The organism is Salinispora fenicalii (genome assembly GCF_000514815.1).
GTDB lineage: Bacteria > Actinomycetota > Actinomycetes > Mycobacteriales > Micromonosporaceae > Micromonospora > Micromonospora fenicalii.
The window spans coordinates 309,434-335,285 of the sequence record NZ_AZWQ01000008.1 but is presented as its reverse complement, the minus strand read 5'-3'; the positions used below and the strand labels follow the sequence as shown (position 1 = coordinate 335,285).

The following is a 25,852-nucleotide window of genomic DNA, read 5'->3' as shown; positions in this document are numbered from 1 at the left end:
GATCCAAAGGATAGGTAAGGAGCGGTTGGGGTGGGCGGCCAGCGCCGGTACCGGACAGTCCAGATCACAGCGGGCGGCACAGCACCTTGTGCTTGCCCCTCACGTAGCGGCATGTCCCATAGTCGACGCCGTGGCGGATCACCTGACTGTGGGGCAAGCGGCCGAACTGGCCGGCGTAACCGTCCGCACGCTGCATCACTACGACGAGATCGGCCTCCTGCGGCCGTCCACCCGGACCGTGGCGGGGCACCGGGCCTACTCGGCGGGTGACGTGGAGCGGCTGCGGGAGGTGCTCGCGTACCGGCGGCTTGGTTTCGGGCTGCGGGAGATCGCGGACCTGGTCAACGATCCGACCACCGACGCGGTCGCGCACCTGCGTCGGCTGCGCGGGTTGCTGCTGGACCAGCGGGACCACGCCGCCGCCATGGTGACGGCCATCGACCGGGAGCTGGAGGCACGGGCAATGGGAATCAGGACGACACCAGCGGAGCAGCTGAAAGTGTTCGGCGCGCAGTTGTACGACGCGATCGGGTCCGCCTATCCAGCGACGCGGCGCACCGAGCCACGGATCGCCACCCGGATCTGGGATGCGTTGGGAGACGCCCGTACGGTGCTGAATGTTGGGGCGGGCACGGGCTCCTACGAACCCCACGACCGTGAGGTCACGGCGGTGGAACCGTCGGCGGTCATGCGCGCGCAGCGTCCCGCGGGTGCGGCACCATGCGTGGCCGCCGCCGCGGAGAGTCTGCCGTTCGAGGACCAGTCCTTCGACGCCGCGATGGCGGTCAGCACCGTGCATCACTGGCGGGACCCCGTCGCCGGGCTGCGGGAGATGCGGCGGGTCGCGCGTCGGGTGGTGGTGTTCACCTACGACGCTGAGGACACCGGCTGGGCTCAGCGGTTCTGGCTCACCCGCGACTACCTACCCGAGTTCGGGAATCTGCTCGTGGGCTGGCCGTCCCTCGCCGACCTGACCCGTGCGATCGGCGGACGTGCGGAGCCGGTGCTCGTCCCATGGGACTGCGCTGACGGCTTTTTCGAAGCCTACTGGCGCCGGCCCGAGGCGTACCTGGACGAACACGTACGCCGGGCGGTGTCGGTCTGGACCAGAGTGGGAGCGCAGGCAGAGCAGCGGGCAGTCAGGTCGCTCCACGAAGACCTGTCGTCCGGCCGGTGGGCCGAGCGGAACCGGGACCTCGTCGCCCTCGACACGGCCGAGCTCGGCCTCCGGCTGCTCGTAGCCGACGGCAACGGCGGCGCCGGCACCTCGGCGCGGACCTGAGCTGATCTCGCCGCCGCCGCGACCCCCGCCGTCGTGATCCCGAGCCGCGACTGGCCCTCCAGAAGGTAGCCGTCCGGTGGTAGCTGATCAGCGGGGTGTGACGGACTCGCGCCCGTGCAGCGAAGCCTGGTCGGCCGCGGCCCGGCCGGACGCCCAACCGGCCCGGTTGTTGATGGTCGTTGTCTGCTGGGTCAACTCGGGAAACTGTTGGTTGAAGACATCGCGTACGGCGTCATCCCGGGCGGCGAGGACCGGAAGGAACTGGGCGGCCTGCGCCGACTCGGCCATCTCCTGGTCCACCCCGCCGGTCGCGGCCTCGAGTCGTTCGCCGATCCGCGACGCGTACGCGGTCAGGAACGACTGTCGGAACGAACGGGTCGTGTTGCGCCCGTACCGATCGGTGCTGGGCTTGGCCTGGGTCATCGCTCGCGTAGCCTGCACCAGCAGCGAGGTGAACAGCAGCTCGGTGGACTCCAGATCGGCCGGGAAGCCGACGACGCTGGTGAAGCCGAAGCGCTTACTCCACACCGCACGGCAGCTGTTGGCCTCGGCGACCACCTGCAACAGCAGGGTCTTCGGTGCCTCGTACGGATTGTCGATGCCCACCCTGCGGGTGGCCGGCTGCTCGCGTTCACCGCTTGCGGCGATGAGCAGGGCATGGTCGATGCGGTGCCGGGCCATCAGTTCCTGGGCCTTGGCGGTGAACGCCTCCGCCTCCTCCGGGAAGTCGGTGGACTCCGCCTTGGCCAGCAGGGCCCGAACCCGGTCGAGGATTCGCTGATCCAGGTCGGCCGGCGGTGCCGTCCTGGCCGGCCGGGCGGTGCCCGGCATCGGCCCGACCTGCTCGATCGGCGGTAGCGTCGCGAGCAGGTAACACACGTCGATCATGATTTCGATGACCGCGCTTCGGTCTAGGCCCTGCCGCTCGCCCCACACAGTCGGATAGTGGTCGTCGTGCTCCCACCACACCCTCGCGTCGAGGGAAGTTAGCTGCGACTGCCACCGCGGATCGACGGTCGCCGCAGCATAGCCGCGCATCTGCGCCGCGATTACATCGATCATGAGCCGTCCGTGTCGCGCGGCGTGTTCGCGGCGGGCCACCCGTACCAGCTCGGCCGGCTGCCACCCGCGCCGCCAGGCCTGCTCGACCTCGTGGAGCAGGTAGGTCAGCAGCGCCCGGTTGACGACCTGGAGCCCGGCGGCGCCACCAGGGCCGGTGATCAGTAGGCGGAGGCAGTCCTCGAATTCGGCGGCATCGTCGTGCTGCCGGGCGAACATCGCCTGGTTGATGATCTGGTCCGCGAGTTGCCGCTGCGTCGGCATGCTCGACCCGTCATACCTACCCAGTGGGTCGTCCTGCCCAGTCGCTGCGGCCCGCCGACGTTGAGCTGCCGCGGCGGCCTTCCGCTTGGCCTTGTGGCGCTCACGGCTGTTCTTGCCCATCGGTATCCTTCGGGGTCCGCGAGATCGAGCAACGGACGTTACCAACCGGACGGGCGGGGCCACGGGCGGCCCGCCGCACCTACCGGAAGGCAATCAAGGCTGCTCGCGGGACTCCGGATTGCTGCTGCGGCCGCGTATGGGCTGGGGTGAGAGCGGACATCTTATGCATCAGCTGATCCGCGGCTGGCGGAGTCTAGGGCGATGCGGCGTCGGATCTCCTTGAGGCTGACCGTGTCGCCGCTGAGTACGTCGGTGGTGTGCCAGAAGTCGAGCCCGTCGGTGGAAATCGTCGAATCCTGTGCCCTGGGCCCGCGGGCCGCCAACTTGACAGCTCGGCCAGCCGCTGACGGTGAGGGGTAGACGTGCCCGTTGCATTGGATTCGACCGTCGGCGAGCAACTCACCGTGGTGGGTTACGTCGAGATACGTTCCGCTGAGTTTGGCCCCCGGTTGGAGCCGGCCGGCGGCGATCATGTCGGTCACCTTGATCCGTCGCTCCGTCGAGGTCACTGTCGGTCTGGTCGCACGACCAGTGGTGGCGGACCCGGATCGCTCGGCTTGCGGCGGCACGGCCGAGGGCCGCGACGGTGGGCTACCCGTTGCGCTGGAGAGTGGAACCCGGCGTTCGGCTAGTGCCGGAAAGTCAAACCTGGCGTGGGCCCGGGTCAGGCTTGTCCGGATCTCGTCAATGGTCAGCCGGGGCAGGCGCTGGTTGAGTAGAGCGACAAGCTCGGCTGGTGGTTCGACGTCGTTGAAAACGCTGCTCAGCTCGGCCTGGACTTGGCGATCGACGAATAGCGTTGTTGCCAGCCGACCGATGCGATTGACTCGCATGTTGTCCTTGCTCAGTAGGCTGAGTATCTTGACCGCATCTTCCGGATGTAGCGGAGCGCGTCAAACTATGTGCGACTGGGGCAGGGTCGCGGCCTGCAGGTATGTGCTGTCTAGCCCATGGTGCGCCTCGCCGTGCCGAGGCTTGTCTGTGGGCCCCACCGCCGTGCAACGGTGCCGCTGGTGTCAACCGCCCTGCGGTCGGAACGCGCCCGGAGCTACGGCGTTCACCCGTACCACCCAGGCGGGCCCGGAGCGGAGCCGGCGATCGGGTAGCCTGGTGCCCCAGCGGGCCGTTAGCTCAATGGTAGAGCTGAGGACTTTTAATCCTTAGGTTCAGGGTTCGAGTCCCTGGCGGCCCACCACCAAGAAAGTCCCCTTGAGCTGGGGCTTCTGGAGCTTCGTCGATCTTCCTCTTCTGCGGGAGTCGATTTGTGTGGCCGATGTGAGCCCGAGGTGAGCCCGGGAGTGTATTGCCGTGCCATCGGGCGGTGGGAGCTCCCACCGCTTCAGGTGGCGTATCCATCGGTGCTAGTCGAATTTCTGGGCCCGGGTGAGCCGGGAGCGGTTCCGCCTGGGCACCAGACGCGCGGCGGCCTCCGCCGCCACCTCCGGCAGGACGGAGGTGTAGGTGTCCGACGTGGGCCCGATGGACGAGCGGCCCAATGTGTCCTGCACCACCTTCCGGTCGACACTGGCTGCAAGGGCGATCGTTGCGGCCCCATGACGAAGGTCATGCAGCTGGATCGGCGGTAGCCCAGCCCTACGGGTCAGCCGCTCGAATCGATCCGTCAGTCAGTCCGGTTCGATCCACGCTCCGGCGGGCTGGGTGAAGAGCTTGCCGAAGGTCATGCCCGCGTAGATGCGGACCGGCTTGGCGACGCGGACCTCCAGGGTCCAGCGGATCCCGTGGTCCTGGTGGCCGAGGGGTGCAGAGACGTGCACCCAGCTGTCGAGGGCTCCGATGGCGCGGTCGCCGTTGAGTATCTGCGCGAACGTCTCCGAGCCGGTCCGCTTGTGGGTGACCGTCAGATAGAGCAGCCCCGGCTGGGATGGTCTGTTCGGTGAACGCGGTGGGGGCGGCGGTGTCCAAGTCGCCGTCACAGACGCGCAGGGTGCTGCCGAGCCGCCAGTTGCTGGCGTTCGGGGAGAGTCGAGCGGGGGCCTAGGGGGCGATGGTGATCTCGCCGGTGTGGACGGCGACGGCGATTGCGGGACTGATGAGGACGACGAGGCCATCACCGTGCGGGCTGTGTCCCACCAGGCTCTCGGATCGCTGCCGGCCCGTCGCCCTCATGCATCATGCATCGGGTGGCGGTACCTCCTGGCCGGGTTCGAGGATCAGTTCGGCTTCCTCTGCTGGGGCGCCGTCCGCCGTTATAGGTACGGCGCCTCCGCGTTCGGTCACCAGCCAGCCGACGATTGCCTCCGTCTCAACGCCGGCAAGGGGGTCGCGCCAAAGAACTCGATACCCAGGAGTGGCCGGAATTGCGCTGACTACTTTATGTGCATAAATCAAGCGCTGAAAGTCTGGGTAATCGGTAACGGGTCGTAGAATTCCCTGCTCGGGATCGACGACCAGGGCTGTGCGCGTCACCAGGTCCCATCCCTCGACGTTTGCTTGATGATTCCCAAAGAGAGCGATCCAGCCAGAGGTGCTAAAGTCTGTCATGCTTCCCTTGTGTTTCTTTTGCTTGTCGCGAGGGGCGTGATCCACGCCCCTCGCGACGTACTTTATCTAGCCTTGACTGCCTTCGCTACTCATCGAAGATTTCCTGCCGATTTTACGAAGGGGGGTGTGCTGTCCGCAAACTTCCATACTCGTTGAGGGTGGCGTGCATCATTGTGGTGGTGGTCTGATTTCCGGTCAGGCCATACTCTTTGACCTCCCATGGTGAGAGCCTGTCAACCTTGTTGGGCTGGCCGAAATCCCAATCATATACCCATCCATCGCGCTTCGAACTATCTGGGTTGGTGCCCCAGTTGCGTTTTGGTGTCCCTCTGTTCACGGCTTCCTGGATTCGCCTTTTGAACCTTTCAGGTTTCTTGACGAAGTCGCCCTCAAAATTTCTTTCTTCTCAGTGGCGAGATCTCCGCCGTTGCGATGCTTCCCAAGCATGTCCAGGTAGTCGTTGCCAAATGTAACGACCGGGCGGAAACCGTAGGCCCCTCGACCAGCTCATCGCACCGGCGCGAGCAGTTGGCCGGCCTCTAGGGCCGCCTCGGTGCCGGTCCAGTGCTTCCGGAACATCCGGTCGTGCGAGACCACCACCACGGCGCCCGGGTACTCGGCCAGCGCCCGCTCCAACTGTTCGACCAGCGCCAACGACAGGTGGTTGGTGGGCTCGTCGAGTAGCAGCAGGTCGGCCTCGCCGGCCAGCAGGCGGGCCAGCACCAGGCGGCGCCGCTGCCCGACGGACAGCGCGTTGACCGGCTTACCGAAGTCGCCGGTGCGGAACAGTCCCAGCGATTCCAGCTGCTCGCCGTGCTCTTCAAGGGTGCCTGGGCGGCCGGATGCAAACGCCGATAGCAGGCTGTGCGCCGGGGCGCCGATCCTGCTCTCCTGCGGCAGGTATCCGAGACGCCCCCGGCGCTCCACAGTCCCCTCTTCCGGGGGGAGCACACCGGCCAACACGTCGAGCAGAGTCGACTTGCCAGCCCCGTTCGGCCCGGATACCAGCATCCGCTCACCCGCGGTGACGGTCAGCTCAGGCGCCCACAGTCGGCCCCCGACCCGCACGCGGTGCGCTGAGAGCACGGTGCCCTCCCGGACCGCCGCATCCAGCGGCGCGTTCAGGCGCAACGGGTCCGGCGGCCGGGGCACCGGCTCGGCGTGCAACCGGTCGAGCCGTTCGGCCGAGTTGCGCACCCGAGTGGAGATCGACGCCTGGACTCGGTGGCCGTCGCTGTGGTACTTGCACTTGTTGTTGTCCTTGATGGGGCGGCCCGGCGCCACCTGGTACGCCGTCGTCGCGCCCCACTCGGTCCAGTGCTTGATCTCGGCGGTCCACTCCGCGTAGGCCTGCTCCCACCGCCGCCGTGCCGCCTGGTTCTCGGCGAGGTAGCCGGCGTAACCGTTGCCGTAGCGCACGATGGCGGCCCGATCCCCGTCGACCTCCAGGATCGTGGTGGCCACCCGCCGTAGCAGCAGCCGGTCGTGGGTTACCACCACAAGCGTTCCCCGGTGCCGGTGCAGCCGGTCCTCCAGCCAGGCCAGCGCCGCCTCGTCGAGGTGGTTGGTGGGCTCGTCGAGTAGGAGCAGCTCCGGTTCGGCCGACAGCACACCGGCCAGCGCGAGCCGCGCCCGTTGCCCACCGGAGAGTGTGCCGAGCGTGCGATCTGGTGCCAGCTCGCCGATCCCCAGGGTGGACATCGCTGCCCGCACCCGCGCGTCGGCCCGATATCCGTCGCGCAGTTCAAAAGCGGTCAACATTTCTCCGTACGTGTTGAGTAGCTCCGCCTCGCCGGTGCCCAGCATCTGCTCCGCCTCGGTGATCCGGCGCTGGAGGTCGCGCAGGTCGGAGAGCGCCGCGTCGATTGCGTCTCCGACCGTGGCCGTGTCCGGTAGCTCGAGGACCTGGCCGAGGTAGCCGATCCCGCCGTCGGCGGTGGCCACGACCTCGCCCTCGTCCGGAAGCTCCTGCCCGGCAAGCAGCCGCAGGAGGGTGGACTTTCCGGCGCCGTTCTCACCGACCACGGCGGCCCGTTCTCCGTCGCGGACCGTGCCGGTCACCGCGTTCAGCACCAGACCGTGGGCGTACGCCTTGCTCACCGCGTGCAGTGTGAGTTGGGTAGACATGAGACTCCTCGTGATCAATCCCGGATACGGCCGTCGATAGAGGCCGAAGTTCGGGACCCTGCCGGCCACGGGCGCCGCCAACGGGCGTGGGAGGCGACCACGACGCCGTCCGGTGCGGCTGTGCAGCGTCCCGGACTAGGCGCAGCGGCAGCTGGTTGGTGGGTTGGTCGAGCAACAGGACACCGGCGGCCGGGCCACCAGAAACGCCAGGGCGACCCGTCGGCGGTGGCCGGTGGAGAGCTGCCCGGCCGGCCGCTGCACGTCGCGACCGGCCAGCAAGCCGATCCGGGACCAGCCGCCGTGCCGGTCGTACCCAATTGGTGTTGTCCGTGATCGACCCGGCGTGGTTGACGGCGTGCGCGGTTGGCCACGCGGACGCCGTTCGCCAAATAGAAAGATGAGGAACTGCCCGCCGGCGCTCAACTGGCACCAACAAGTGGGGCTGCGGTAGCGGGCTGGGTGCGTGTCAGTAGATCACCCACCCATAGTTACATGAACCTGACGCCCCGACAACCTGTTTGCTCTCGCCTCGCTCGGCCGCTACGCGTCGTGCCCAGGACCCGGGTATCGACCGAGTGCTCGTACTCATACCAGACGTTGCGGTTGGTGGCACCCGGGCTGCTAGCGTTCGGCCCCATGTGGACCGAGGAGATCGTGACCGAGCGGCCAGCCTGGCGGCACATCCCATCCGGCGTGGTCTTTCGGGAGGTGCCGGGCGGGACTTTCCGCATGGGTCTGTCCGAGGCGGAACTGGCGGCGGTACGCGCGATCGACGAACGCAGTGGGGGAGCCGAGGACGCTCTTGAGCCGTTCATCGCCGGTGCCGGGGACGCCCAGCCGACACGCGAGGTGCGGGTCGAACCGTTTCTGCTCGCCCGGCACCCCTTGACCGTCGCGCAGGTCCGGCACTGGTTGCCCGAGTACGAGGACGACTACGCCGACGCGGACTCCGGCACCGCCCGGCTCGAGGGTGACCTGGACGACCTGCTCGAGGCGATGCCGTTCCGGCTGCCCAGCGAGGCCGAGTGGGAGTACGCAGCCCGAGCCGGCACCACCACCTTGACCTTCCGCGGCGACGGAAGACCCGGCGAGGACCAACTACTCGACGACTTCGGCGATGGGCAGCGGACAGCTGCCGCGGAAAACGCGTTCGGACTGGCCGCCCTGGGCTCGGCGAACGAAATCTGCGCCGATATGTGGATTCCCGGTTTTGTGGGCGCCCCGGCGGATGCCCGCCCACGCACCGGTGACGGTCCCCGGACGGTACGCGGCGGTGCCGCCGACTGCTACCCGTGGCAGGGCTGTGGGGAATGGCTACTGCTGCTCGCCGCCTCCCGGCACGAGCACTCTGTGTTCACCGCAGTCCGCCCGGTAGCACCACTGCCACCCCAAGATTAGCCGAGCAGCACCGGCGCGACCGCGGTCAGAGCTGCCGGACGAGACGGATAGCCGCAAGGACAGCACGAGGTCGCCGGTCATCCCGTGCCCACAGCTCCGGCCCGTACCGGACAGCCGCTGCCATGTCGTCCGCCGCGGCCCGATACACGGCCGGACTCCAGCCGGGTGACCTTGTGCGAGACCACCGATGGGCTTCAGCCGACCAGCACACACTGATCTGCCTGTGCCCGAGGGGCGTTGTCGTAGCTGTCGCCGACGGAGCCGCTTCGCTCAGCCAAGGGGATGGATGCATATCCGCCGTTCGGCGTAGTGTGACCACCGTCCGGACCCATTTCGGCCCCGTCCGCCGTGATGGGCGACCGCCGATCGGGTGCCTACCTCTAATTCGAACTGCTGGTCATCCCCGATGTGACGGCTGCGTGCCAGCCGCCTACCGCTCACCCCTCACGGCCCTGGCAGTCCGTCACCATTGGACATCGCACTGTAATGATCAAGGGGGGTCGCCTATGATATCGCCAAATCCCGATGATAGGTGTGTTCGCCGTTTGCGGCGATCTCAAGATCGACTATGGCGGAGTTGCTGTGCGGGTGCTGGTGGTCGAGGACGACAGGCATCTTGCTGAGGCGATGGGCGAGGCGTTGCGACGTTTCGGTCACGATGTGTATCACGTGACGGGTGGACGACAGGCGTTGACCGCAGCCAGGGACGTCGAGTTCGTACTACTCGACCTGGGTCTACCAGACCTGGATGGGCAGGAGGTCTGCCGTCGCCTTCGGCAGCAGACGTGGATTCCGATCATCGTCGTCACGGGTCGTGACGATGAGCTGAGTCGGGTGCTGTTGTTGGATGCCGGCGCCGACGACTATGTGGTCAAGCCATACAGCATGCGGGAACTGCTGGCGCGGATGGAAGCGGTTGTGCGTCGGGGCGCGGTCGGTGAGCTGACCCGACCGCGGCCCGTAGTGCCGGGTGACGGCGGGGGTGGGCAACGTCGCCATGGTCCGTTGCAGGTGGATCTGCGGGTACGTCGTGTGGTGCTACACGATCGTGAGGTGCGGCTGACGCGGCGGGAGTTCGATCTGCTGGCGGCATTGCTGGCCGATCCAGGAGCGGTGGTTGGCCGGCAGGAGCTCATCGAGCGGGTGTGGGACGAGAACTGGCACGGCTCCACCCGGACGCTGGATGTGCACGTCGGTTCATTGCGTACCAAGCTGGGCGACCGGCGGTGGATTGAGTCTGTACGAGGGGTCGGCTTTCGGGTGCGGACCCCGGACGACAAGCTAAACCGATTGGCCGTCGCCGACGGATGACTTTCTCGGCGCTTGGCTGGCCGAGTTTAGGTGCCCGGGTGGGACACTCCTTCTCCTGCTCAATGGGTCGGCCGGTGCCTCGTCGACAGTCCGTATGGGAAAGCCACGTCGAGGTGCTATTCGCACGGAGGGTGCATCGTCGGTGTGTGCCGGGCGCATTGGCGCCGCTGTGTAGCCAGCCGGTGGTGGTCGATAGGCCCCGATGGATGCGACCTGGTGGCTCGCCCCGAGCCGGGGGAGTGAAGTTGTACGGTCCCGGCGTTGCTGATATCCCTGGCAAGTTGGTGTAGAGCCGCACGAATTGGATGCCCGCTTGGTGTCGCAGAGCCTTTTGCGTCGTATTTATGGTCAGGGAATGTACAGGGCAGATGCAGCAACGCCTGTAGGGGCGGGCGGATGTTTAGTAAGCATTGCCGCAGTCCTGCTGCTGACCTTGATACTCGTTGCAGCATTGGGCCCTAGCGTGACTTAAGACCTAGGGAGGGAGACCGGCCACATCAGCGGGCCGGCTCCACGGTCGCTCCCAGAACACATTTGCCGATGGGGAGGCTCAACCGTGCGGCTGCTCGAGAAGGCACGTGATGTCCTGGACGAGGTGTTTCCGGGCATGGACAAGCGGCTGGCTGAGGCGCCGCTGGCGGTCTGGGAGCAACCTGGGGGTCCGGGTCTGACGGTCTTCAAAGATGCCAGTGGGCCCGCGTTACTGGTTCCGGCCGCCCACGGTGGACGCGGGGCGAGTCTACTGACCGCGACCCGGGTGCAGCGGGCGATTGGGGCGCGCTCTCCGTCACTGGCAGTAGCGACCACCATGCATCACTTCTCGGTGGCATCGCTGGTAGAGGTCGCTGCCGCGTCCACTGGAATGGAGTGGATGCTGTTGGCCGCGATCGCACGCGACAACCTTCTGGTTGCCTCCGGGTTTGCTGAGGGCCGGGCCGGCCAGGGGATCCTCGCCCCAACGATGAGCGCGGTGGAGCGCAACGGTGTGGTCGTGCTCAACGGGACGAAGAAGCCGTGCAGCTTGGCTCGGTCGATGGACCTGTTGACCGCATCGGTCAACTTGCCTGGCGACGACGGTGACGCACGGCTCGCGGTCGCGGTCGTGCCCGCCTCCACGCCGGGGGTGTCAGTACAGCCGTTCTGGAACACCCCGGTGCTGGCGGGGGCGGAGAGCGATGAGGTTGTACTCACGAATGTGGAGGTTCCGCAGGACCTGGTCGTACGGACCGAGTTGGCTGACGGGGACCAGTTGGACCAGCTACAGACGGTCGGATTCGTGTGGTTTGAGCTGTTGATGTCGGCGAGCTATCTCGGTGCGGTCACGACACTGGCGGAGCGGTTGCTGGCGGCTGATCGCGCTGACACATGGGTGTCGGCACAGGTCGCCAATACGGTGCGGGCGGCGACGCTGCTGCTGGAGGGCACCGCCGCTGCCACCGTCGGGCACATCGGCGAACAGCACCTTGCCGACGCGCTGGTGTGCCGCTACGCCGTGCAGGACGCCATTACTCAGGTCCTCGACCTGGCGGTCGAGGGCTTGGGCGGGATGGAGTTCATTTCCTCTGGCGATGTCGCCTACCTCACCGGGGCGTGCCGAGCACTGGCGTTGCATCCGCCCGGACGCCATCGGATGGCCGCCGCCATGCGGGACTACTTCACCGGCGGTCCGCTGCGGGTGCCGTAGACCCGGACCTGTTCCCGCCTCATGTTGTCACCGGCCCTCCTCCGGCCGGTGCACGGCAGCGCCGTCGGCGCTGTCTCCTCACCCCACCTACTCAAGGTTGTGCTCATGACGGCTGTTCGAACGGTGCTGCTGACCGGCGCGTCCGGGGTGATCGGCACCGCCCTGCTCCCTCATCTGTCGCCCGCGCGCGTCGTGGCGCTGGTGCATCACCACACCTGTCCTGGGGCCACCGAATCGGTCACCGGCGATGTCACCGCGGCCCGGCTCGGCCTGGCTCCACCCGCCTACCGGGCGTTGGCGAGACGAGTCGACGCGGTGATCCACTGCGCGGCGCACACCGGCTTCTCGGGCGGGCGCCAGATGACCGAGGATGTGAACGTGGCGGGTACGCGCCAGGTGGCGAGGTTTGCCCAGGACGCGGGCGCGGCCTTGTACTACGTGTCTACGGCGTTCGTGGCCCGCGCCGAGTTGACCCGGCAGTCGTTGGGGCGTGACAGCGGGGACGCCGCCGCCCGTCCCGAGGAGTATCTGGATTCCAAGCGCGCCGCTGAGCAGGTGGTGCGTGACAGTGACCTGCCCGCGGTGATCATCCGTCCGTCGGTGGTGATCGGTGACTCCGACACCGGGGTGATCAGCCGATTCCAGGGGCTCCACGAGTTCTCCACGGTACTGCTGCGTAACCTCCTGCCGTTGCTGCCGATGCCGGCCTCGACGCGGCTGGACTTTGTTCCGCGCGACGTGGTGGGCCGGTCCATCGCCGAGCTGGTCGCCGCCGGGCAGACCGGTGGGGAAGCGTGGATCACCGCTGGGCAGGCCGCACCCACGGTCGACACCCTGGTCGACATCGCTGTGGCGACCGGGGCGGAGTTGGGGATCGGGGTGAACCACCCCCGGATGGTGCCGCCGGAGATGGTGGACCGCCTGATCCGGCCGGTGTTCATTGATCCTTTGCCGTCGGCGATGCGGCGCCGCTTCGATGATCTCCTCGCGATGACTGCGCTGTTCGTCGACGCCCCGGTGTTCCCCAGCACGCTGGGTCAGTTTCCGGCGCGGACCCCACCCCTGACGGCCGATCAAGTTGCCGGCGCATATCGGGCGTCGCTGTTCTATCTGGCACAGGCCAAGAAGCTCGGTGCACCCGCGTTTGCTCCGGTCCGGATGCCGGTATGAGCACCACGACCCGCATGTACGGGGTTCCTGATCCGGCGATCGATCCGGCGAAAGTGGTGGAAACCTACCGTCGACATGTCGGTCGGGGGCGCGCCCGTTTGGCGGCGATGACCGGTGCGGTGACCGAGGTGGCGTCGTTCGGCGCCCATGTGTGGGACTCGACCGGCCGCCAGTACCTGGATTGCGGTGGATACGGCGTCTTCCTGCTCGGTCACGCCCACCCGGACGTGACCGAGGCGGTAGTCACACAGATCCGCCGCCACCCGCTGGCGACCCGGATGCTGCTGGAACCGACCGTAGCAACGGCGGCGGCAACCCTGGCCGGGGTGACACCGGACGGGCTGGACTACGTGCACTTCGTCACCTCCGGCGCAGAGGCGACCGAAACGGCGATCAAACTTGCCCGAGCCCACGGCAAACACATCCTGGTATCGGCTCACGGCGGCTACCACGGCAAGACCACCGGTGCGCTCGCCCTGACCGCCAAGCCGGTCTTCCAGGATCCGTTCCGGCCGCTGCTTGCCACCATTCACGTCCCGTACGGCGACGCGGACAGCCTCGCCGACGTGCTGGCCGCGCATGCCAGCCGCGCGTGCGTGGTAGTCGAGCCGGTGCAGGGCGAAGGAGGCGTCATCGCTGCCCCGCCCGGCTACCTCACCCGGGTGCAGCAGTTGTGCCGGGCCCACGACGCGATGTTTGTCCTCGACGAAGTGCAAACCGGTCTCGGTCGCTTGGGCAGTTGGTGGGGTGCCGACCTGGACGGACTGCGTCCGGATGTGCTGTTGGTGGGCAAGTCCCTGTCCGGCGGGGTTATCCCGGTCGCGGCGGCGGTGGCCACCGCGGAGGCGTATGCGCCGTTCGACAGCGACCCGTTCCTGCACACCTCTACCTTCGCCGCGGCGCCGTTGGCCATGGCTGCGGCAAGCGCCGCCGTACGGGTGATCGCCCGCGACGGGCTCGTGGCCCGCGCCGCCGAGCTCGGTCAGCGGATCCAGGCCATGCTCGACGACGCATTCGCCGGTCTACGCGGCGATGTCGTCACCGATATCCGGGGCCGCGGGCTGCTGCTCGGCATTGAACTGGCCGACGAGGCTTTGGCCGGGCAGGTGATGTTGTATCTGCTGGAGGCCGGCGTCATCGTCAATCACTCCCTCAACGCCCACCGTGTCGTGCGGTTGACTCCGCCGGCGGTCATGACCAACCGCGACCTCGACGAGCTTGGCCAAGCCCTGATTGGTGCTGCCCGGCAACTCGCCCGCCACATCCCCGCTAATGGAAGGGCCGCCCGCCATGCCTGACGTCATTGTCGACGCCCTCGTTCCCGCCGCTGACGGCGGCGACGTCTACGCCAAGCTGCGTGACCTCACTTCCTACCCCCGCTACACCGACGCGGTCCGTGAGGTAAGGGTCGTCGCCCTCGACGAGCACCGTGTGCAGAGCCACTGGTCGGTCAACTTCCGAAACGGAGTGCTCTGCTGGACCGAACATGACGCCTTCGATGATGTGGCCCGCACCATCGAGTTCACCCAAACCGATGGTGACTTCCACCGCTTCGACGGCACCTGGACCTTGCGACAGGACAGAGGCGACGTGGTCGTGCGTTTCGCCTGCACCTTCGACCTCGGCATGCCCAGCCTAGCTGCCATCATCGACCCGATCGCCCGTGAGGCGCTGGTGGAGAATGTTCAGCTGATCCTGCACGGCCTGCTCGGTGACGACATCGCCTTCCTCGACCCCACCGCACCTCGGCTCGCCGTAGTGGCGGAACGGTGAGATGTCGATGGCAGCCCAGCATCTAGCCACTGCGGACGATCGCGCCGTGGCGGACGCGCTGCCGCCGATCAGCGTTTCTGCGCTGCGTAAGGCATTCGCTCAGCTGCCGGCGGTGGTAACTGTGGTCACTACGCTCGGCCCAGACGGTCCGGCAGGCATGACCGCCAGTGCCATCTGCTCCCTGTCGCTGGACCCGCCGCTGCTGCTGGTATGCGCCGCCAACACCTCCCGCACGCTGACCCGGCTGCGCGAGCATGGCCGCTTCGCCGTCAACGCGATCCCCGCGCGCCACGCTGCCATCGCACATGCCTTCGCCACCCCCGAACCCCACCCCGGCCACCGGTTCAGCCTCGCCCGTCATCACATCGTCAACGCCGTCCCCGTACTCGCCGACGCGCTGGCCACGTTCACCTGCGCCGTCGAGCAGACTCAGCCCGGCGGCGACCACACCATCGTCATCGGCCGGATCCTCGCCGTCGACACCAATGGCGGGCAGCCCCTGCTGTGGCACGCCCGCGGCTACCGGCAGCTCACCGACCGGTAGCGCCCCTGATATCCACCCCTACCCAGGAGGTTCTCACCATGGCAACGCGCTCCCTGCGCGGCAAGATCGTCGCGATCACCGGCGGTAGTCTCGGCATTGGCCGCGCTACCGCCGAGGCTTTCATCGCCGCTGGCGCCCAGGTCGCCATCGGTGCCCGCGATCTCGACCGCGCCACCTCGACCGCCCGCGCCATCGGCGCAGCCGCCTACCCCCTCGACGTGACCGACTCCAGCAGTGTGGAGAAGTTCTACCGTACGGTGGAGAAAGAACTGGGCCCTATCGATGTGTTTGTCAACAACGCCGGGGTTATGCTCGTCGGCCGGTTCGAACACGAACACGACGACGCCACCGCCCAACAGCTCAACGTCAACCTTCTCGGCACCATCAACGGCGTGAAGGCAGCAGTGCCGCGCATGCGTGACCGCGGGCGCGGCCACATCATCAACATGGTCTCCGCTGTCGGCATGGTCGGCCTACCCGGCTGTGCCACCTACTCTGCCGCCAAGCACGGTGTCGTCGGCCTGTCCGAAGCTGTTCGCGGGGAATTGCGCGGCTCCAAGATTCGCGTTTCCATCGTCCTGCCGATCCCCGCCCGCACCGAGCTGACCTCCGGCGTCGGCAAGGGCCGCTTCGTGCCCTACCTGCACAGCACCGACATCGCCAATGCTGTGGTGCGGACCGCTAGGCGGCCCCGCTACCACGTGTATGTGCCGGGCTGGACCAATCCCGTCACCCGGGTACTCGGCCTGCTGCCGCAGGGCTGGCGTGACGCCGCCGGCCGGCTACTCAAGGCCGACCAACTACTCAAGACCACCGACACCGACGCCCGGGTCCGCTACGAGCAGCGCGCCCAGGCGACGACCCGTACCCAGGAGGTGTGATCCCATGGCAAATCGGGGAGCGATCCTGCGCGGCCGTGGACCGTCCGTCTTCCCATCCTCCCTCATCGACCACATCGTCCACGTCCACCCGCTCGTTGCGGTGGCCCTCTACACCCCCGTCATTGTCCTCACCGCCGTGGCTTCCCTCGACCACGCCGCCCCCCTGGCGTTGGTGGCGTGGGCCGTCGGTGGCTACCTCACCTGGACTCTTGCAGAGTACTGGGGCCACCGCATAGTGCTGCACTTCGAACCCGAACAGGGCTGGGGTGCCTGGTTCCACCACATCGTTCACGGCTTGCACCACGAATACCCGCAAGATGCCCGTCGGGCGATCATGAGCCCGTTGCTGTCCATCCCAGTCGTGGCCACTGCGCTGGTGCTGTCGATCGTGGTGGTCGGCCTGCCGAGCATGTACGCGGCCGGTTTCGTTCTCGGCTACCTCAGCTACGACCTGATCCACCTCTATCTGCATCACTCGCGGCCGAAGGCCGGTCCGATGAGATGGCTGCACGAGCTGCACATGCGCCACCACTTCCGCGACGACACCCGCGGCTTCGGCGTCTCCGCTCCCTACTGGGACAAGGTGTTCGGCACGTCGATCACCCGCAGCAGGCGGGCCGCCCAGTGACATGTCCCTCTCGGCGTGCTGCCGATGTCGGCCCGCACGGCCCAGCCGAAGCCACGGTCGCGATATCGGGGGGAACTGGTGTGCCCGGCTACCGGGACACCCCCGTCCCCCGGTGGCACCCCGACGCCCCGATCGATACCGCCGAGGCCGAGGAGTTTCTGCACCTGTTTCACCGCGAACGCTCCGCTGCCGAGGAACTGCCCGCACGTCTGGCCACGGTTCGCGCCGAGATTGCCGCCACCGGTACCTACACCCACACTCCCGATGAGCTGGCCTTCGGTGCCCGCGTCGCCTGGCGGAACTCCTCACGGTGCATCGGCCGGCTCTACTGGCGCAGCCTGCGGGTCATCGACCGCCGCGACGTACACCAAGCCGACGACATCTACCGCAACCTGGTCGAGCATCTACGCGCCGCCACCAACGATGGCAACATCCGCCCCACCATCACAGTCTTCCCCCCGGCGCGGCCCGGACACCGGTTTGCCCGCGTTTGGAACGAGCAACTCATTCGCTACGCCGGGCACCGACGCCCCAACGGCGGCATCGTCGGCGATCCCCGCTACACCGACTTCACCGACACCGTCACCGCCATGGGCTGGATCGGCAAGGGCACCCCGTTCGACATCCTCCCGCTGGTCATCGACACCCCCGCCGACGGACCCCGCCTGTTCGACCTGCCTGAAGATGCCGTCGCCGAAGTCCCCCTCGCCCACCCCGAGCACCCCTGGTTCGCCGATCTCGACCTGCGCTGGCACGCCGTGCCCGCCATCTCCCACATGCGTCTGAGTATCGGGGGGGTGCACTACCCCTGCGCTCCGTTCAACGGCTGGTATCTGGGCGCTGAGATCGGCGCCCGCAACCTGGCCGACACCGACCGCTACAACCTGCTTCCCGTCGTCGCCGCCCGCCTCGGCCTCGACACCAGCACCGACGCCAGCCTCTGGCGTGACCGGGCCCTGGTGGAACTCAACATTGCCGTCCTGCACTCCTTCGCCTCCGCCGGGGTGAAGGTCAGCGATCACCACACCGAAGCTCAGCGCTTCTGCACGCACCTCGACCGGGAAGCCCGCGCCAGCCGCCTCGTCCCCGCAGACTGGACCTGGATCGTGCCGCCCGTCTCCGGCAGCGCCACCCCCGTGTTCCACCGCTACTACTACGAAGCCGACCTGCGGCCCAACTTCTACCTCGACCCCACCGCCCTCGACCTCGCCCTTAGCGCAGTGGCACCGACCCAGGCACCCATCGACGTCTGCCCCGTAACCGAAGCAACGCCGCCTTCCTTCGCAGTGCGCGCCGACACCACCTGACTCATCCCTTCACGATCTACATCCAACACCACCAGCAACAAATTCATCGCCATACCACGATTTCATCGGCTACATGCGATGATTTGTGCTGTTGATGCTCGCCAACACGTACAAAGGACTGACGCATGCTGAACTGGCTGGGCCACCTTGCCGTGCGTGCCCGAGCGGTCGTACTCGCCGCCGCAGTTGCTGTCCTCGTTGCCGCCGGCCTGATCGCCGGCGGTGTCATCGATCGGCTCGCTGGCGGTGGCTTCGACGATGCCGGCGACGAGGTCGCCGCTGCGGAGAGGGTCCTCGAAAGCGAGTTCAAGGCCGGCGAACCTAATCTCATCCTGCTGGTCGATGTCGGATCTGGTGGAGTGGACAGCCCGCAGGCCGCCCAGGCTGGTCTTGCCCTCACCCACGGACTCGCCGCCGAGGCAGGTGTCGCCGACGTCGCCTCCTACTGGAGCAGCGGCCTGCCATCGCTGAAGTCCCGGGACGGGACCAAGGCCATCGTCGTCGGCCGAGTCACCGGCGACGAGAAAGCCGTCGAGGCCCGTGTCGGCGAGCTGTCCGCCGCCTACGGTCGCGCCGACGACACACTGCAGGTCACCGTGGGGGGCAGCGCCGAGGTGTTCCGGCAGATCAGCGAACAGAGCGAGAAGGACCTCATCCGCGCCGAACTCGTCGCCCTTCCGGTCACCCTGATTCTGCTGATCGTGGTCTTCGGTGGTCTGGTCGCCGGTCTACTTCCCGTTGCCGTCGGAATCTTCACCGTCCTCGGCGCCCTGCTCATCCTCTACGGACTCACCGGCATCACCGATGTATCCGTATTCGCCCTAAACCTGACCACTGCGCTCGGCCTCGGTCTCGCGATCGACTACAGCCTGTTCATCGTCTCTCGTTTCCGGGAAGAACTCGCCGCCGGCCTGAATGTCCCCGATGCCGTGTGCCGCACGGTCAATACCGCCGGCCGTACCGTACTCGTCAGTGCCCTCGCCGTCGCCGGTTCCCTCGCCGTCTTGCTGGTCTTTCCCCAGATGTTCCTGCGATCCATCGCCTATGCCGGCATCGCGGTCGTCGCCTGCGCAACCCTCGCCGCCGTCATCGGTCTACCCGCCCTGCTCGCCGTGCTCGGCCACCGCGTCAACTCCCTCGCCGTGTGTCGCGCCCGTGGCACCGGATCCGGCTGGCATCGCGTCGCCCTAGCCGTCATGCGCCGCCCCCTGATCGTGGCAACCACCGCCGTGGTGATCCTGCTCATGCTCGGCGCCCCGTTCCTCAACATCCGATTCGGTGACGTCGACGACCGCGCCCTACCTACCACCTCCACCGCCCGACATGTTTCCGACCAACTCCGCACCGACTTCGACACCCGCGACACCGACGCCATCGCCGCCGTCGCCACCAACATCGCCGACCCCACCACCCAAACCACCGCCATCGGTGACTACGCCGCCACCCTCTCCCGGATCGACGGCGTCGCCCGCGTCGACGCCGTCACCGGCAGCTACACCGCCGGCCGGCAAGTCGCTCCGGCAGGACCCACCTCCGTCCGCTTCGCCACCAACACCGCCACCTGGCTTCAGATCGTCCCTGCCGTCGAACCGGTTTCTCCCGACGGCGAAGCACTCGTCGCCCGAATCCGTGCCACGAGCGCACCGTTCCCGACCAAGCTCGCCGGCCCGTCAGTCGAACTCGTTGACGGCAAGGCGCTCATCGCAGACCGACTGCCACTCGCCGCAGGACTCATCGCCACCGTCAGCTTCCTCGTCCTCATGGTCGTCTTCGGTAGTCTCTTCCTGCCGATCATCAGCCTGGTCCTCAACGTCCTCAGTCTCACCGCCGCCTTTGGCGCAATGGTCTGGGGCTTCCAAGACGGCAACCTCTCCGACCTGCTCAACTTCACCAGCACCGGCACCATTGAAATCTCCATACCGGTACTGCTGTTCTTCCTCGCCTTCGGTCTATCCATGGACTACCAGGTCTTCATGCTCTCCCGTATCAAGGAGGAGTATGACCACCGTCGCGACAACACCACGGCCGTCGCCGCCGGCCTACAGCGCACCGGACCCATCATCACTGCAGCCGCCGCCATCATCGCCGTCGTCTTCATCGGCCTTGCCGCAGGCGAGATCTCCATCATCAAACTCCTCGGCGTCGGTCTCGCCCTCGCCGTCATCGTTGACGCCACCATCGTCCGCGCCGCCCTTGTCCCCGCCTTTCTGCGACTCGCCGGGCCGGCCAGCTGGTGGGCTCCCCGTCCGATCCGCCGTCTGCACCAGAAGCTCGGGATCCACCACGCGCCCCACCCGGGACGGTCGTAACCGCACCAACAGCATTGCTACCCGCCCACAACAACAACACGGGCTAATATCGGAACGTGCCGATGGAAAGTCCGCCTAGCGAAACAGACACCACTGTCCTGAAACCCGCCGCCGCACTGTTCCGCAGCCTCGCCGACCCCACCCGCCTCGCCATCGTCCAACACCTCTCCCGCGGTGAAGCCCGCGTCGTTGATCTCTGCACCTCGCTCGGCCTTACCCAATCCACCGTCTCTGGCCACCTGTCGTGCCTGCGCGAATGCGGACTCATCGACTACCGTCCCGTCGGCCGGCAATCCTTCTACCGCCTCACCCGCACCGAACTCCTTGACCTCCTCATTGCCACCGAAACTCTTCTGACCGCCACAGGCAACGCCGTAGACCTCTGCCCCATCTACGGCAACCAGCCCGCCCCCACCGCTGACTGAGTCAGCTCACCAGGGCCCGGCCGCCTCGGGGAACCCGCTGTCGTCCTAGCCGCGGACCAAGGCATCCCACAGGTGGTCCATCCGCGAGGACATGTCCCCGCCAGGGTTCGCCTCAGTTCGAAAGCCACACTTCGACGACATTCTTGAGGACTATCGCGGGTTCTATCTCGGTCAGCCGGACCGGAGGCGTCCACCTGGCGACGTGGATCCGGACCGGTCTCTCCTGATCGGGGACTCGGCCCCCGACCAGCCGTTTGCGTTGGACTACAGACCTTCCTTGGCCGTCCCATCGGTGATCTATCTCAGCACAACGGCGGACCCGGAATGGCTCGAGGTCGCGCCCAACATCGAGACGCTGATCGCCCGCCTCGGGACCTGACTGTGCCGAAGGAACCCGCGCGCCTGTCTGATATTCCGCACCCCGTCATGTTCGACGAGGCAGACCCGCTCCTGCGGCGACTGCGGGCCCGCGCCCTGGCCTTCCCCAGTGCGGCCGAGAAGATCTCCCACGGCCAGCCCGCCTTCTGACGATGGCGGGGCCGCTCTCCGGTTACCGGCCGGGGCGGCCTCGGTGTCCCGACCGTTCGGGGCGGCCGCCGCGCCTGGCGCTACCCCGCCGGCCGTCCCCCGTCGGGCGCGGTGAGCGGCCTCGTGTGGGGAGGTTCCAGGAGGACCGCTCGAACAGGGCGATCCCGGCGCAGACCGAGACGTTCAGCGACTCCGCGTCCGGGTTGAGCGGGATCGACACGGTGCTGCTGGCGATGCTCTCGAATGACCGCGACGTACCCGTCTTCTCGGCCCCGAGCAGGAGAGCGAGCGGCTCATCGGCGTCACGCAGATCGCTGACCGCCAGCTCGCCGTCCGTGTCGAAGGCGATCAGTGGGACGCGGCTGTGCCGGAAGTGGTCGATCGCCTCGTCCCGGGACGCGAGCACGATCGGCAGTGAGAAGACGTATCCTCGGCTGGCCCGGACGAGGCGTCGATCCGCGACGGTGGCCAGGTCGCTGTCCACGAGCACGATGCCGGCGGCGCCAAGCGCGAAGGAGGTGCGCACGATGGCGCCGATGTTGCCGACGATCTTCACGCCGTCCAGGACGATGATGTCACCGGTCGTACGGGACAGGTCGTTGAAGCTCCATGGCCGTGGCGTGCGTGCCACACCGAACACCTTGGGCTTCTTGTCGGCCTTGAACAGGCTGCTCATGATCGGGACCGCCACCAGGCGAACGGGAATGTTCCGCTGCCGGCACGCGGCGAGCACCTCGTTGGGGAGGGGGATGCTCTCGACTCCGTAGACCTCGACGAAGTCCAGCCCCGCGCGGATGCACTCCACGAGCGGTTCGGCGTCCTCGATGAGAACGGTGCGGACGGCGGATCGCGAATGCTTGACGACGTCGCTGATCCGCTGTACTGCCGGATCTGACCGTTCGGTGATGACATCGAGGCTTACCACGGGCGCGACCCTAGCACAAGCCCCTTTCGCTTCCTCTGTCTGACTCGAGCCGGGTGAACCAGTTGTCGATCGAGCGCCGGTACCCGTCGGGCATGGGCAGGTCCGCGATCTCGTCGGCGCCGAACAGGCGAGCCTCGACGGATGGCCCAGCTGGCGCCGGGCCATCCGTCGAACCGCGGGGTTAGGTGATGCTGCGGAAGAAGGTACGGATGTCGTTCGCCAGCAGTTCGGTGGCGTCCATGGCGGGGAAGTGGCCGCCTTCGGTGAACTCGCTCCAGTGGCTGATTGCCTTCCATGGGTCCATCGCGCGGCGTACGAGGGGGTGGGTGTTGAACACGGCCCATCCGGTCGGTACCTGGGTGGCCATGACCAGGTCGAGGCCGGAATGTTCGGCCTCGTAGTAGAACTGTGCGCTCGACTCACCGCTGCGGGTGAACCAGTAGAGGCTGATGTTGGTGAGGAGTTGGTCGCGGTCGACCGACTCGTCCGGCGTCCGCCAGGTGCCGTTGGTTCTGGTCTTGTACTTTTCGGCGATCCACGCGAGCTGGCCGACCGGCGAGTCGGTGAGGGCCGCGCCGATGGTGTCGGGGCGGTGGTTGTGCATCAGGAGGTACCCGTGTTCGGCCGAGGCCTCGGTACGTGCCGCCTCGATCTGGGCGATTTCGTCTTCGGAGAGGCCGTCGGGGTAGGGGAACTTGTCGCCGACCAGCCCGAGCAGGAAGGGGTCGAGGCCGAGGTGCGTGCCGATGACCCGCTCCGGGTATTCGGCGGCGAGGCGGCCGGTGGTGCCCGAACCGATGTCGGTGCCGTGGGCGGCGAACCTCTCGTAGCCGAGACGCGTCATGATCTCGGCGTAGGCTTCCGCGGTCCGCGCCAACTCCCAGCCGGTCCCGGACAGCGGGGTGGAGAAACCGAAGCCGGGCAGTGACGGGATGACCACGTGGAACTCGTCGGTCAGCAGCGGGATGAGGTGCTGGTACTCGACGAACGAGCCGGGCCAGCCGTGGTTCAGAACCAGCGGGGTGGCCTGCGGGTTCGTCGACCGCACGTGGACGACGTGGAATGTCTGGCCGTTGACGACCGTGGTGACCTGTTCGTACTCGTTGAGCTTCGCCTCCTGTGCCCGCCAGTCGAACCCGTCGCACCAGTACTCGACAAGTTCTTTCAGGTACACCAGCGGGATGCCGCGGCTGAAGTCGGTGCGGTCGTCGCGGCCGGGCACCGGGTTCGGCCAGCGGGTGTGGGCCAGCCGGTTACGCAGGTCGTCGATGTCGGCCTGCGGGATGTTGATTCGGAACGGTGTGAGCGCGTTGTTCTCGTGCATGACACCGACGGTCTCAGGCAATGCGGCAGGTTAGCTTCCGCGATCGTTTGCGGGAGTGGGGAAGGTGAGGGAGACCTCAGGCCGGACGTCAGTCGAGCTGGCGGTCGACTTCGGCCAGCTCCTCGGTGGTCAGCTCAAGGTTGTCCAGCGCGGCGAGGTTGGCCTCGAGTTGGGAGACGCTGCTGGCGCCGATGATCAGGCTGGTCATTCGGGGGTCACGTAGTGCCCAGGCGAGTGCGAGCTGCGCGAGGGACTGGTCGCGACGTTGGGCGATGGCGGCGAGGCCGCGGATGGTGACCAGCCGATCCGGGCTCACGTCCCGCTCGGACAGGTGGACGCTGGTGCGGACCCGGGAGTCGGCCGGGATGCCGTCGAGGTAGCGGTCGGTGAGCAGGCCCTGGGCCAGTGGGCTGAAGGAGATGCAGCCGGCACCGACATCCGCGAGCGTGTCCAGCAGGCCGTCCTCCTCGGTCCAGCGGTTCAGCATCGAGTACGACGGCTGGTTGATCAGCAGCGGGGTGCCCAGGTCGCGCAGGATCGCCGCGGCCCGCCGGGTCTGCTCGGAGGTGTAGTTGGAGATGCCGACGTAGAGCGCCTTGCCGGCCCGGACGACGGCGTCGAGGGCGCCCATCGTCTCCTCCAGCGGGGTGTCCGGGTCGTACCGGTGGCTGTAGAAGATGTCGACGTAGTCCAGCCCCAGGCGGCGGAGCGAGGCGTCCAACGAGGAGACAAGGTACTTGCGCGACCCCCACTCGCCGTACGGGCCGGGCCACATCAGGTAGCCGGCTTTGCTGGAGATGACCAGTTCATCGCGGTACGGCTTCAGGTCCGTGGCGAGCATCCGGCCGAAGTTCTCCTCGGCCGCGCCCGGCGGTGGGCCGTAGTTGTTGGCGAGGTCGAAGTGGGTGACCCCGAGGTCGAAGGCCCGGCGGACGATGTCCCGCTGCCGTTCGAAGGGGCGGTCGGGCCCGAAGTTGTGCCACAGGCCGAGCGAGATCGCCGGTAGGCGGAGCCCACTGGCCCCGCTGCGCCGGTAGGTCATTTGGTCGTAGCGGGTGTCGGCGGCCTGGTAGTTCACGATCATGAGGATAGTCGTTGACCAGGTCAGGTCAGCTTGCGGGCGTAGCAGACGGAGAGTGATTCGTCCTGGTACGGGCCGAAGTTGGTGATGCGGTGGTAGCCCTCCCGTTCGTAGAAGCGGATCGCGTCGGGTTGGGCGGGGCCGGTCTCCAACAGCAGGTTCCGTACGCCGGCGGTCCGGGCGGCGTCCTCCAGGGCTTGCAGGATGGCGGTCGCCACGCCGGTGCCGCGGGCGCTCGGCTCGACGTACATCCGTTTGATCTCGGCGGATTCGGTGGAGAGGAAGCGGAGGCCACCGCAGCCGAGCGCGGTGCCGTCCTGGTCGCGGGCGACCAGGAAGACGGGGACGCTGTCGGCGGTAGGCGGGGCGCCGGGCTCGTGGTCGTCGCTGCGGTAGCGCGCGTCCAATTCGGCGCGTTGCGCGGCGCGCAGCCGGGTGCTGTCGGTGGATTCCCACGGTTCGGGGTGGACGGTGATCACGTGCCCTCCTGGTTCGTAACAAGCGTTACCGTAACGTACGCTACGGGAGTGGGGGTCGGCGCAGCGGGCGCGGGCCAGCCGGATGGAACCGGACCGGGGAGGGTGGATGGCCAACCGACGTGACCGCGTCGACCAGCGCCAACGACTGTCGGCAGCCACCTGGTCGGTGCTCGCCGAACGCGGCCTGCCCGGTCTCACCCTGCGCGCCGTCGCGGAGCGGGCCGGCTGCACCACCGGGATGGTGCTGCACACCTTCGCCGACAAACAGGCCCTGCTAGTGCACGCGCGCGAACTGCTCCACCAGCGCACCGGTCAGCGGGCCGACGCCGTGCAGGCCGCGGCCGGCACCCCCGGGATGGCGCTGCGCGCCGTGTTGCTCCAGGCCGCCGCCCCGACCCCGGAGCGCCAAGAGGAGGCGCGGGTGTGGGTGGGCTTCCTGGCCGCGGCTTTGGCTGACCCGGTCCTGGCCGAGCTGCACCGTGGCTACAACCGCCGGTTCGTTGATCGGGTTCGCGGCTTGGTCGCCACGGTCCGGCCCGACTGGCCCGCGGCGGACTGCTCGTCCACCGCCACCGGGCTGGTGGCCCTGGTCGAGGGGCTGAACACGCTGACCGCCATCGACCCGGCCACCTATTCCGGGGCGGCGCAGCGCGTCGCCCTCGACGCCGCGCTCGCCCGGCTCGGCCCGGCCGCCGCCGACCACCCGTCCGGGTGAAGACCGCGCCGGAACG

The 25,852-nt window shown here is 67.6% G+C and carries 25 protein-coding genes, 1 tRNA gene and 1 pseudogene; 15 read left to right on the top strand and 12 right to left on the bottom strand.

Features of this window, described 5'->3' with window-relative positions:
- Nucleotides 1-130: 130 nt before the first annotated feature.
- Nucleotides 131-1,282, top strand: a complete 1,152-nt coding sequence (locus B116_RS0101535) for a MerR family transcriptional regulator (RefSeq protein ID WP_027659004.1) — start codon at nt 131-133, stop codon at nt 1,280-1,282.
- Between the two features lie 87 nt (nt 1,283-1,369).
- Here the strand turns inward: B116_RS0101535 and B116_RS0101530 are convergent, their stop codons facing one another.
- Both B116_RS0101530 and B116_RS0101525 read right to left on the bottom strand, forming a co-directional pair.
- Nucleotides 1,370-2,605 carry a DUF2786 domain-containing protein gene (locus tag B116_RS0101530; protein WP_033667233.1) on the bottom strand — a complete coding sequence of 412 codons (1,236 nt, stop codon included), beginning with the start codon at nt 2,603-2,605 and terminating at the stop codon, nt 1,370-1,372.
- 281 nt (nt 2,606-2,886) lie between these two features.
- On the bottom strand, nt 2,887-3,558 hold the full coding sequence (locus tag B116_RS0101525) for a restriction system modified-DNA reader domain-containing protein (RefSeq protein WP_027659002.1): 672 nt from the start codon (nt 3,556-3,558) through the stop codon (nt 2,887-2,889).
- A gap of 287 nt (nt 3,559-3,845) precedes the next feature.
- Between B116_RS0101525 and B116_RS0101520 the strand changes: the two genes are divergently transcribed.
- Nucleotides 3,846-3,920, top strand: a tRNA-Lys gene (locus B116_RS0101520).
- Between the two features lie 166 nt (nt 3,921-4,086).
- Here the strand turns inward: B116_RS0101520 and B116_RS24620 are convergent.
- The 5 genes from B116_RS24620 to B116_RS0101505 form a co-directional block, all read right to left on the bottom strand.
- Entirely contained in the window at nt 4,087-4,296 is a 210-nt protein-coding gene (locus B116_RS24620; RefSeq protein ID WP_263404852.1) for a hypothetical protein, read from the bottom strand.
- Nucleotides 4,297-4,350: 54 nt separating this feature from the next.
- Nucleotides 4,351-4,659 carry a hypothetical protein gene (locus tag B116_RS27745; RefSeq protein WP_188115978.1) on the bottom strand — a complete coding sequence of 103 codons (309 nt, stop codon included), beginning with the start codon at nt 4,657-4,659 and terminating at the stop codon, nt 4,351-4,353.
- Nucleotides 4,660-4,720: 61 nt separating this feature from the next.
- On the bottom strand, nt 4,721-4,852 hold the full coding sequence (locus tag B116_RS28575; protein WP_263404851.1) for a hypothetical protein: 132 nt from the start codon (nt 4,850-4,852) through the stop codon (nt 4,721-4,723).
- Between the two features lie 3 nt (nt 4,853-4,855).
- Nucleotides 4,856-5,272 (bottom strand): hypothetical protein, encoded by a 417-nt coding sequence (locus B116_RS27280; protein ID WP_155255711.1) that lies wholly within the window; start codon nt 5,270-5,272, stop codon nt 4,856-4,858.
- 462 nt (nt 5,273-5,734) lie between these two features.
- Entirely contained in the window at nt 5,735-7,354 is a 1,620-nt protein-coding gene (locus B116_RS0101505; RefSeq protein WP_027659001.1) for an ABC-F family ATP-binding cassette domain-containing protein, read from the bottom strand.
- Nucleotides 7,355-7,990: 636 nt separating this feature from the next.
- Here B116_RS0101505 and B116_RS0101500 point away from each other — a divergent pair.
- From B116_RS0101500 to B116_RS24610, 12 genes are all read left to right on the top strand, one after another.
- Complete coding sequence (locus tag B116_RS0101500; protein WP_027659000.1) at nt 7,991-8,752, top strand: formylglycine-generating enzyme family protein; 762 nt, start codon at nt 7,991-7,993, stop codon at nt 8,750-8,752.
- Between the two features lie 525 nt (nt 8,753-9,277).
- On the top strand, nt 9,278-10,063 hold the full coding sequence (locus B116_RS0101495; RefSeq protein WP_223874489.1) for a response regulator transcription factor: 786 nt from the start codon (nt 9,278-9,280) through the stop codon (nt 10,061-10,063).
- A 556-nt stretch (nt 10,064-10,619) separates the two neighbouring features.
- Entirely contained in the window at nt 10,620-11,747 is a 1,128-nt protein-coding gene (locus B116_RS0101490) for an acyl-CoA dehydrogenase family protein (RefSeq protein ID WP_027658999.1), read from the top strand.
- Nucleotides 11,748-11,852: 105 nt separating this feature from the next.
- Complete coding sequence (locus B116_RS0101485; RefSeq protein ID WP_033667230.1) at nt 11,853-12,917, top strand: SDR family oxidoreductase; 1,065 nt, start codon at nt 11,853-11,855, stop codon at nt 12,915-12,917.
- Nucleotides 12,914-14,215 (top strand): aspartate aminotransferase family protein, encoded by a 1,302-nt coding sequence (locus B116_RS0101480; protein ID WP_018723210.1) that lies wholly within the window; start codon nt 12,914-12,916, stop codon nt 14,213-14,215. The genes B116_RS0101485 and B116_RS0101480 overlap by 4 nt, the downstream gene beginning before the upstream one ends.
- Nucleotides 14,208-14,690, top strand: coding sequence for a type II toxin-antitoxin system RatA family toxin (locus tag B116_RS0101475; RefSeq protein ID WP_027658997.1), 483 nt, complete (start codon nt 14,208-14,210; stop codon nt 14,688-14,690). Before B116_RS0101480 ends, B116_RS0101475 begins: the two co-directional genes overlap by 8 nt.
- A gap of 7 nt (nt 14,691-14,697) precedes the next feature.
- Entirely contained in the window at nt 14,698-15,234 is a 537-nt protein-coding gene (locus B116_RS0101470; RefSeq protein WP_223874488.1) for a flavin reductase family protein, read from the top strand.
- Between the two features lie 38 nt (nt 15,235-15,272).
- Nucleotides 15,273-16,115, top strand: coding sequence for an SDR family oxidoreductase (locus B116_RS0101465; protein ID WP_018723207.1), 843 nt, complete (start codon nt 15,273-15,275; stop codon nt 16,113-16,115).
- A 4-nt stretch (nt 16,116-16,119) separates the two neighbouring features.
- On the top strand, nt 16,120-16,743 hold the full coding sequence (locus B116_RS0101460) for a sterol desaturase family protein (protein ID WP_027658996.1): 624 nt from the start codon (nt 16,120-16,122) through the stop codon (nt 16,741-16,743).
- 80 nt (nt 16,744-16,823) lie between these two features.
- A complete protein-coding gene (locus tag B116_RS0101455; RefSeq protein ID WP_027658995.1) occupies nt 16,824-18,050 on the top strand; it encodes a nitric oxide synthase oxygenase in 1,227 nt (408 codons plus the stop codon).
- A gap of 125 nt (nt 18,051-18,175) precedes the next feature.
- On the top strand, nt 18,176-20,359 hold the full coding sequence (locus B116_RS28570) for an MMPL family transporter (RefSeq protein WP_027658994.1): 2,184 nt from the start codon (nt 18,176-18,178) through the stop codon (nt 20,357-20,359).
- Between the two features lie 62 nt (nt 20,360-20,421).
- Nucleotides 20,422-20,784 carry an ArsR/SmtB family transcription factor gene (locus B116_RS24610; protein WP_033667216.1) on the top strand — a complete coding sequence of 121 codons (363 nt, stop codon included), beginning with the start codon at nt 20,422-20,424 and terminating at the stop codon, nt 20,782-20,784.
- Between the two features lie 550 nt (nt 20,785-21,334).
- On the opposite strand, the gene nshR is transcribed toward B116_RS24610, so the two are convergent.
- The 5 genes and pseudogenes from nshR to B116_RS0101415 form a co-directional block, all read right to left on the bottom strand.
- Nucleotides 21,335-22,237 (bottom strand): NshR/TsnR family 23S rRNA methyltransferase, encoded by a 903-nt coding sequence (nshR, locus tag B116_RS0101430; protein ID WP_027658993.1) that lies wholly within the window; start codon nt 22,235-22,237, stop codon nt 21,335-21,337.
- A 10-nt stretch (nt 22,238-22,247) separates the two neighbouring features.
- Nucleotides 22,248-22,373 (bottom strand): annotated as a pseudogene (locus B116_RS26090) (NUDIX hydrolase); the annotation flags it as partial.
- A gap of 45 nt (nt 22,374-22,418) precedes the next feature.
- Nucleotides 22,419-23,561 carry an epoxide hydrolase family protein gene (locus B116_RS0101425; RefSeq protein ID WP_027658992.1) on the bottom strand — a complete coding sequence of 381 codons (1,143 nt, stop codon included), beginning with the start codon at nt 23,559-23,561 and terminating at the stop codon, nt 22,419-22,421.
- Nucleotides 23,562-23,649: 88 nt separating this feature from the next.
- Nucleotides 23,650-24,645 carry an L-glyceraldehyde 3-phosphate reductase gene (gene mgrA, locus B116_RS0101420; RefSeq protein WP_027658991.1) on the bottom strand — a complete coding sequence of 332 codons (996 nt, stop codon included), beginning with the start codon at nt 24,643-24,645 and terminating at the stop codon, nt 23,650-23,652.
- Between the two features lie 20 nt (nt 24,646-24,665).
- Nucleotides 24,666-25,121 carry a GNAT family N-acetyltransferase gene (locus tag B116_RS0101415; protein ID WP_018723197.1) on the bottom strand — a complete coding sequence of 152 codons (456 nt, stop codon included), beginning with the start codon at nt 25,119-25,121 and terminating at the stop codon, nt 24,666-24,668.
- Between the two features lie 106 nt (nt 25,122-25,227).
- Here B116_RS0101415 and B116_RS0101410 point away from each other — a divergent pair, with 106 nt between their 5' ends.
- Complete coding sequence (locus B116_RS0101410; RefSeq protein WP_027658990.1) at nt 25,228-25,836, top strand: TetR/AcrR family transcriptional regulator; 609 nt, start codon at nt 25,228-25,230, stop codon at nt 25,834-25,836.
- The last annotated feature ends 16 nt before the right edge of the window (nt 25,837-25,852 follow it).

Bases quoted from the DNA above. Each gene is read 5' to 3' on its own strand.
- B116_RS0101525 (WP_027659002.1), bottom strand. From the start codon at position 3,558: ATGCGAGTCAATCGCATCGGTCGGCTGGCAACAACGCTATTCGTCGAT.
- B116_RS0101500 (WP_027659000.1), top strand. From the start codon at position 7,991: ATGTGGACCGAGGAGATCGTGACCGAGCGGCCAGCCTGGCGGCACATC.
- mgrA (WP_027658991.1), bottom strand. From the start codon at position 24,645: ATGATCGTGAACTACCAGGCCGCCGACACCCGCTACGACCAAATGACC.
- B116_RS0101530 (WP_033667233.1), bottom strand. From the start codon at position 2,605: ATGCCGACGCAGCGGCAACTCGCGGACCAGATCATCAACCAGGCGATG.
- B116_RS0101410 (WP_027658990.1), top strand. From the start codon at position 25,228: ATGGCCAACCGACGTGACCGCGTCGACCAGCGCCAACGACTGTCGGCA.
- B116_RS28570 (WP_027658994.1), top strand. From the start codon at position 18,176: ATGCTGAACTGGCTGGGCCACCTTGCCGTGCGTGCCCGAGCGGTCGTA.
- B116_RS0101465 (WP_018723207.1), top strand. From the start codon at position 15,273: ATGGCAACGCGCTCCCTGCGCGGCAAGATCGTCGCGATCACCGGCGGT.
- B116_RS0101425 (WP_027658992.1), bottom strand. From the start codon at position 23,561: ATGCACGAGAACAACGCGCTCACACCGTTCCGAATCAACATCCCGCAG.
- B116_RS0101475 (WP_027658997.1), top strand. From the start codon at position 14,208: ATGCCTGACGTCATTGTCGACGCCCTCGTTCCCGCCGCTGACGGCGGC.
- B116_RS0101505 (WP_027659001.1), bottom strand. From the start codon at position 7,354: ATGTCTACCCAACTCACACTGCACGCGGTGAGCAAGGCGTACGCCCAC.
- B116_RS0101495 (WP_223874489.1), top strand. From the start codon at position 9,278: ATGATAGGTGTGTTCGCCGTTTGCGGCGATCTCAAGATCGACTATGGC.
- B116_RS0101485 (WP_033667230.1), top strand. From the start codon at position 11,853: ATGACGGCTGTTCGAACGGTGCTGCTGACCGGCGCGTCCGGGGTGATC.
- B116_RS0101460 (WP_027658996.1), top strand. From the start codon at position 16,120: ATGGCAAATCGGGGAGCGATCCTGCGCGGCCGTGGACCGTCCGTCTTC.
- B116_RS0101480 (WP_018723210.1), top strand. From the start codon at position 12,914: ATGAGCACCACGACCCGCATGTACGGGGTTCCTGATCCGGCGATCGAT.
- B116_RS28575 (WP_263404851.1), bottom strand. From the start codon at position 4,852: ATGAGGGCGACGGGCCGGCAGCGATCCGAGAGCCTGGTGGGACACAGC.
- B116_RS24610 (WP_033667216.1), top strand. From the start codon at position 20,422: ATGGAAAGTCCGCCTAGCGAAACAGACACCACTGTCCTGAAACCCGCC.
- B116_RS0101470 (WP_223874488.1), top strand. From the start codon at position 14,698: ATGGCAGCCCAGCATCTAGCCACTGCGGACGATCGCGCCGTGGCGGAC.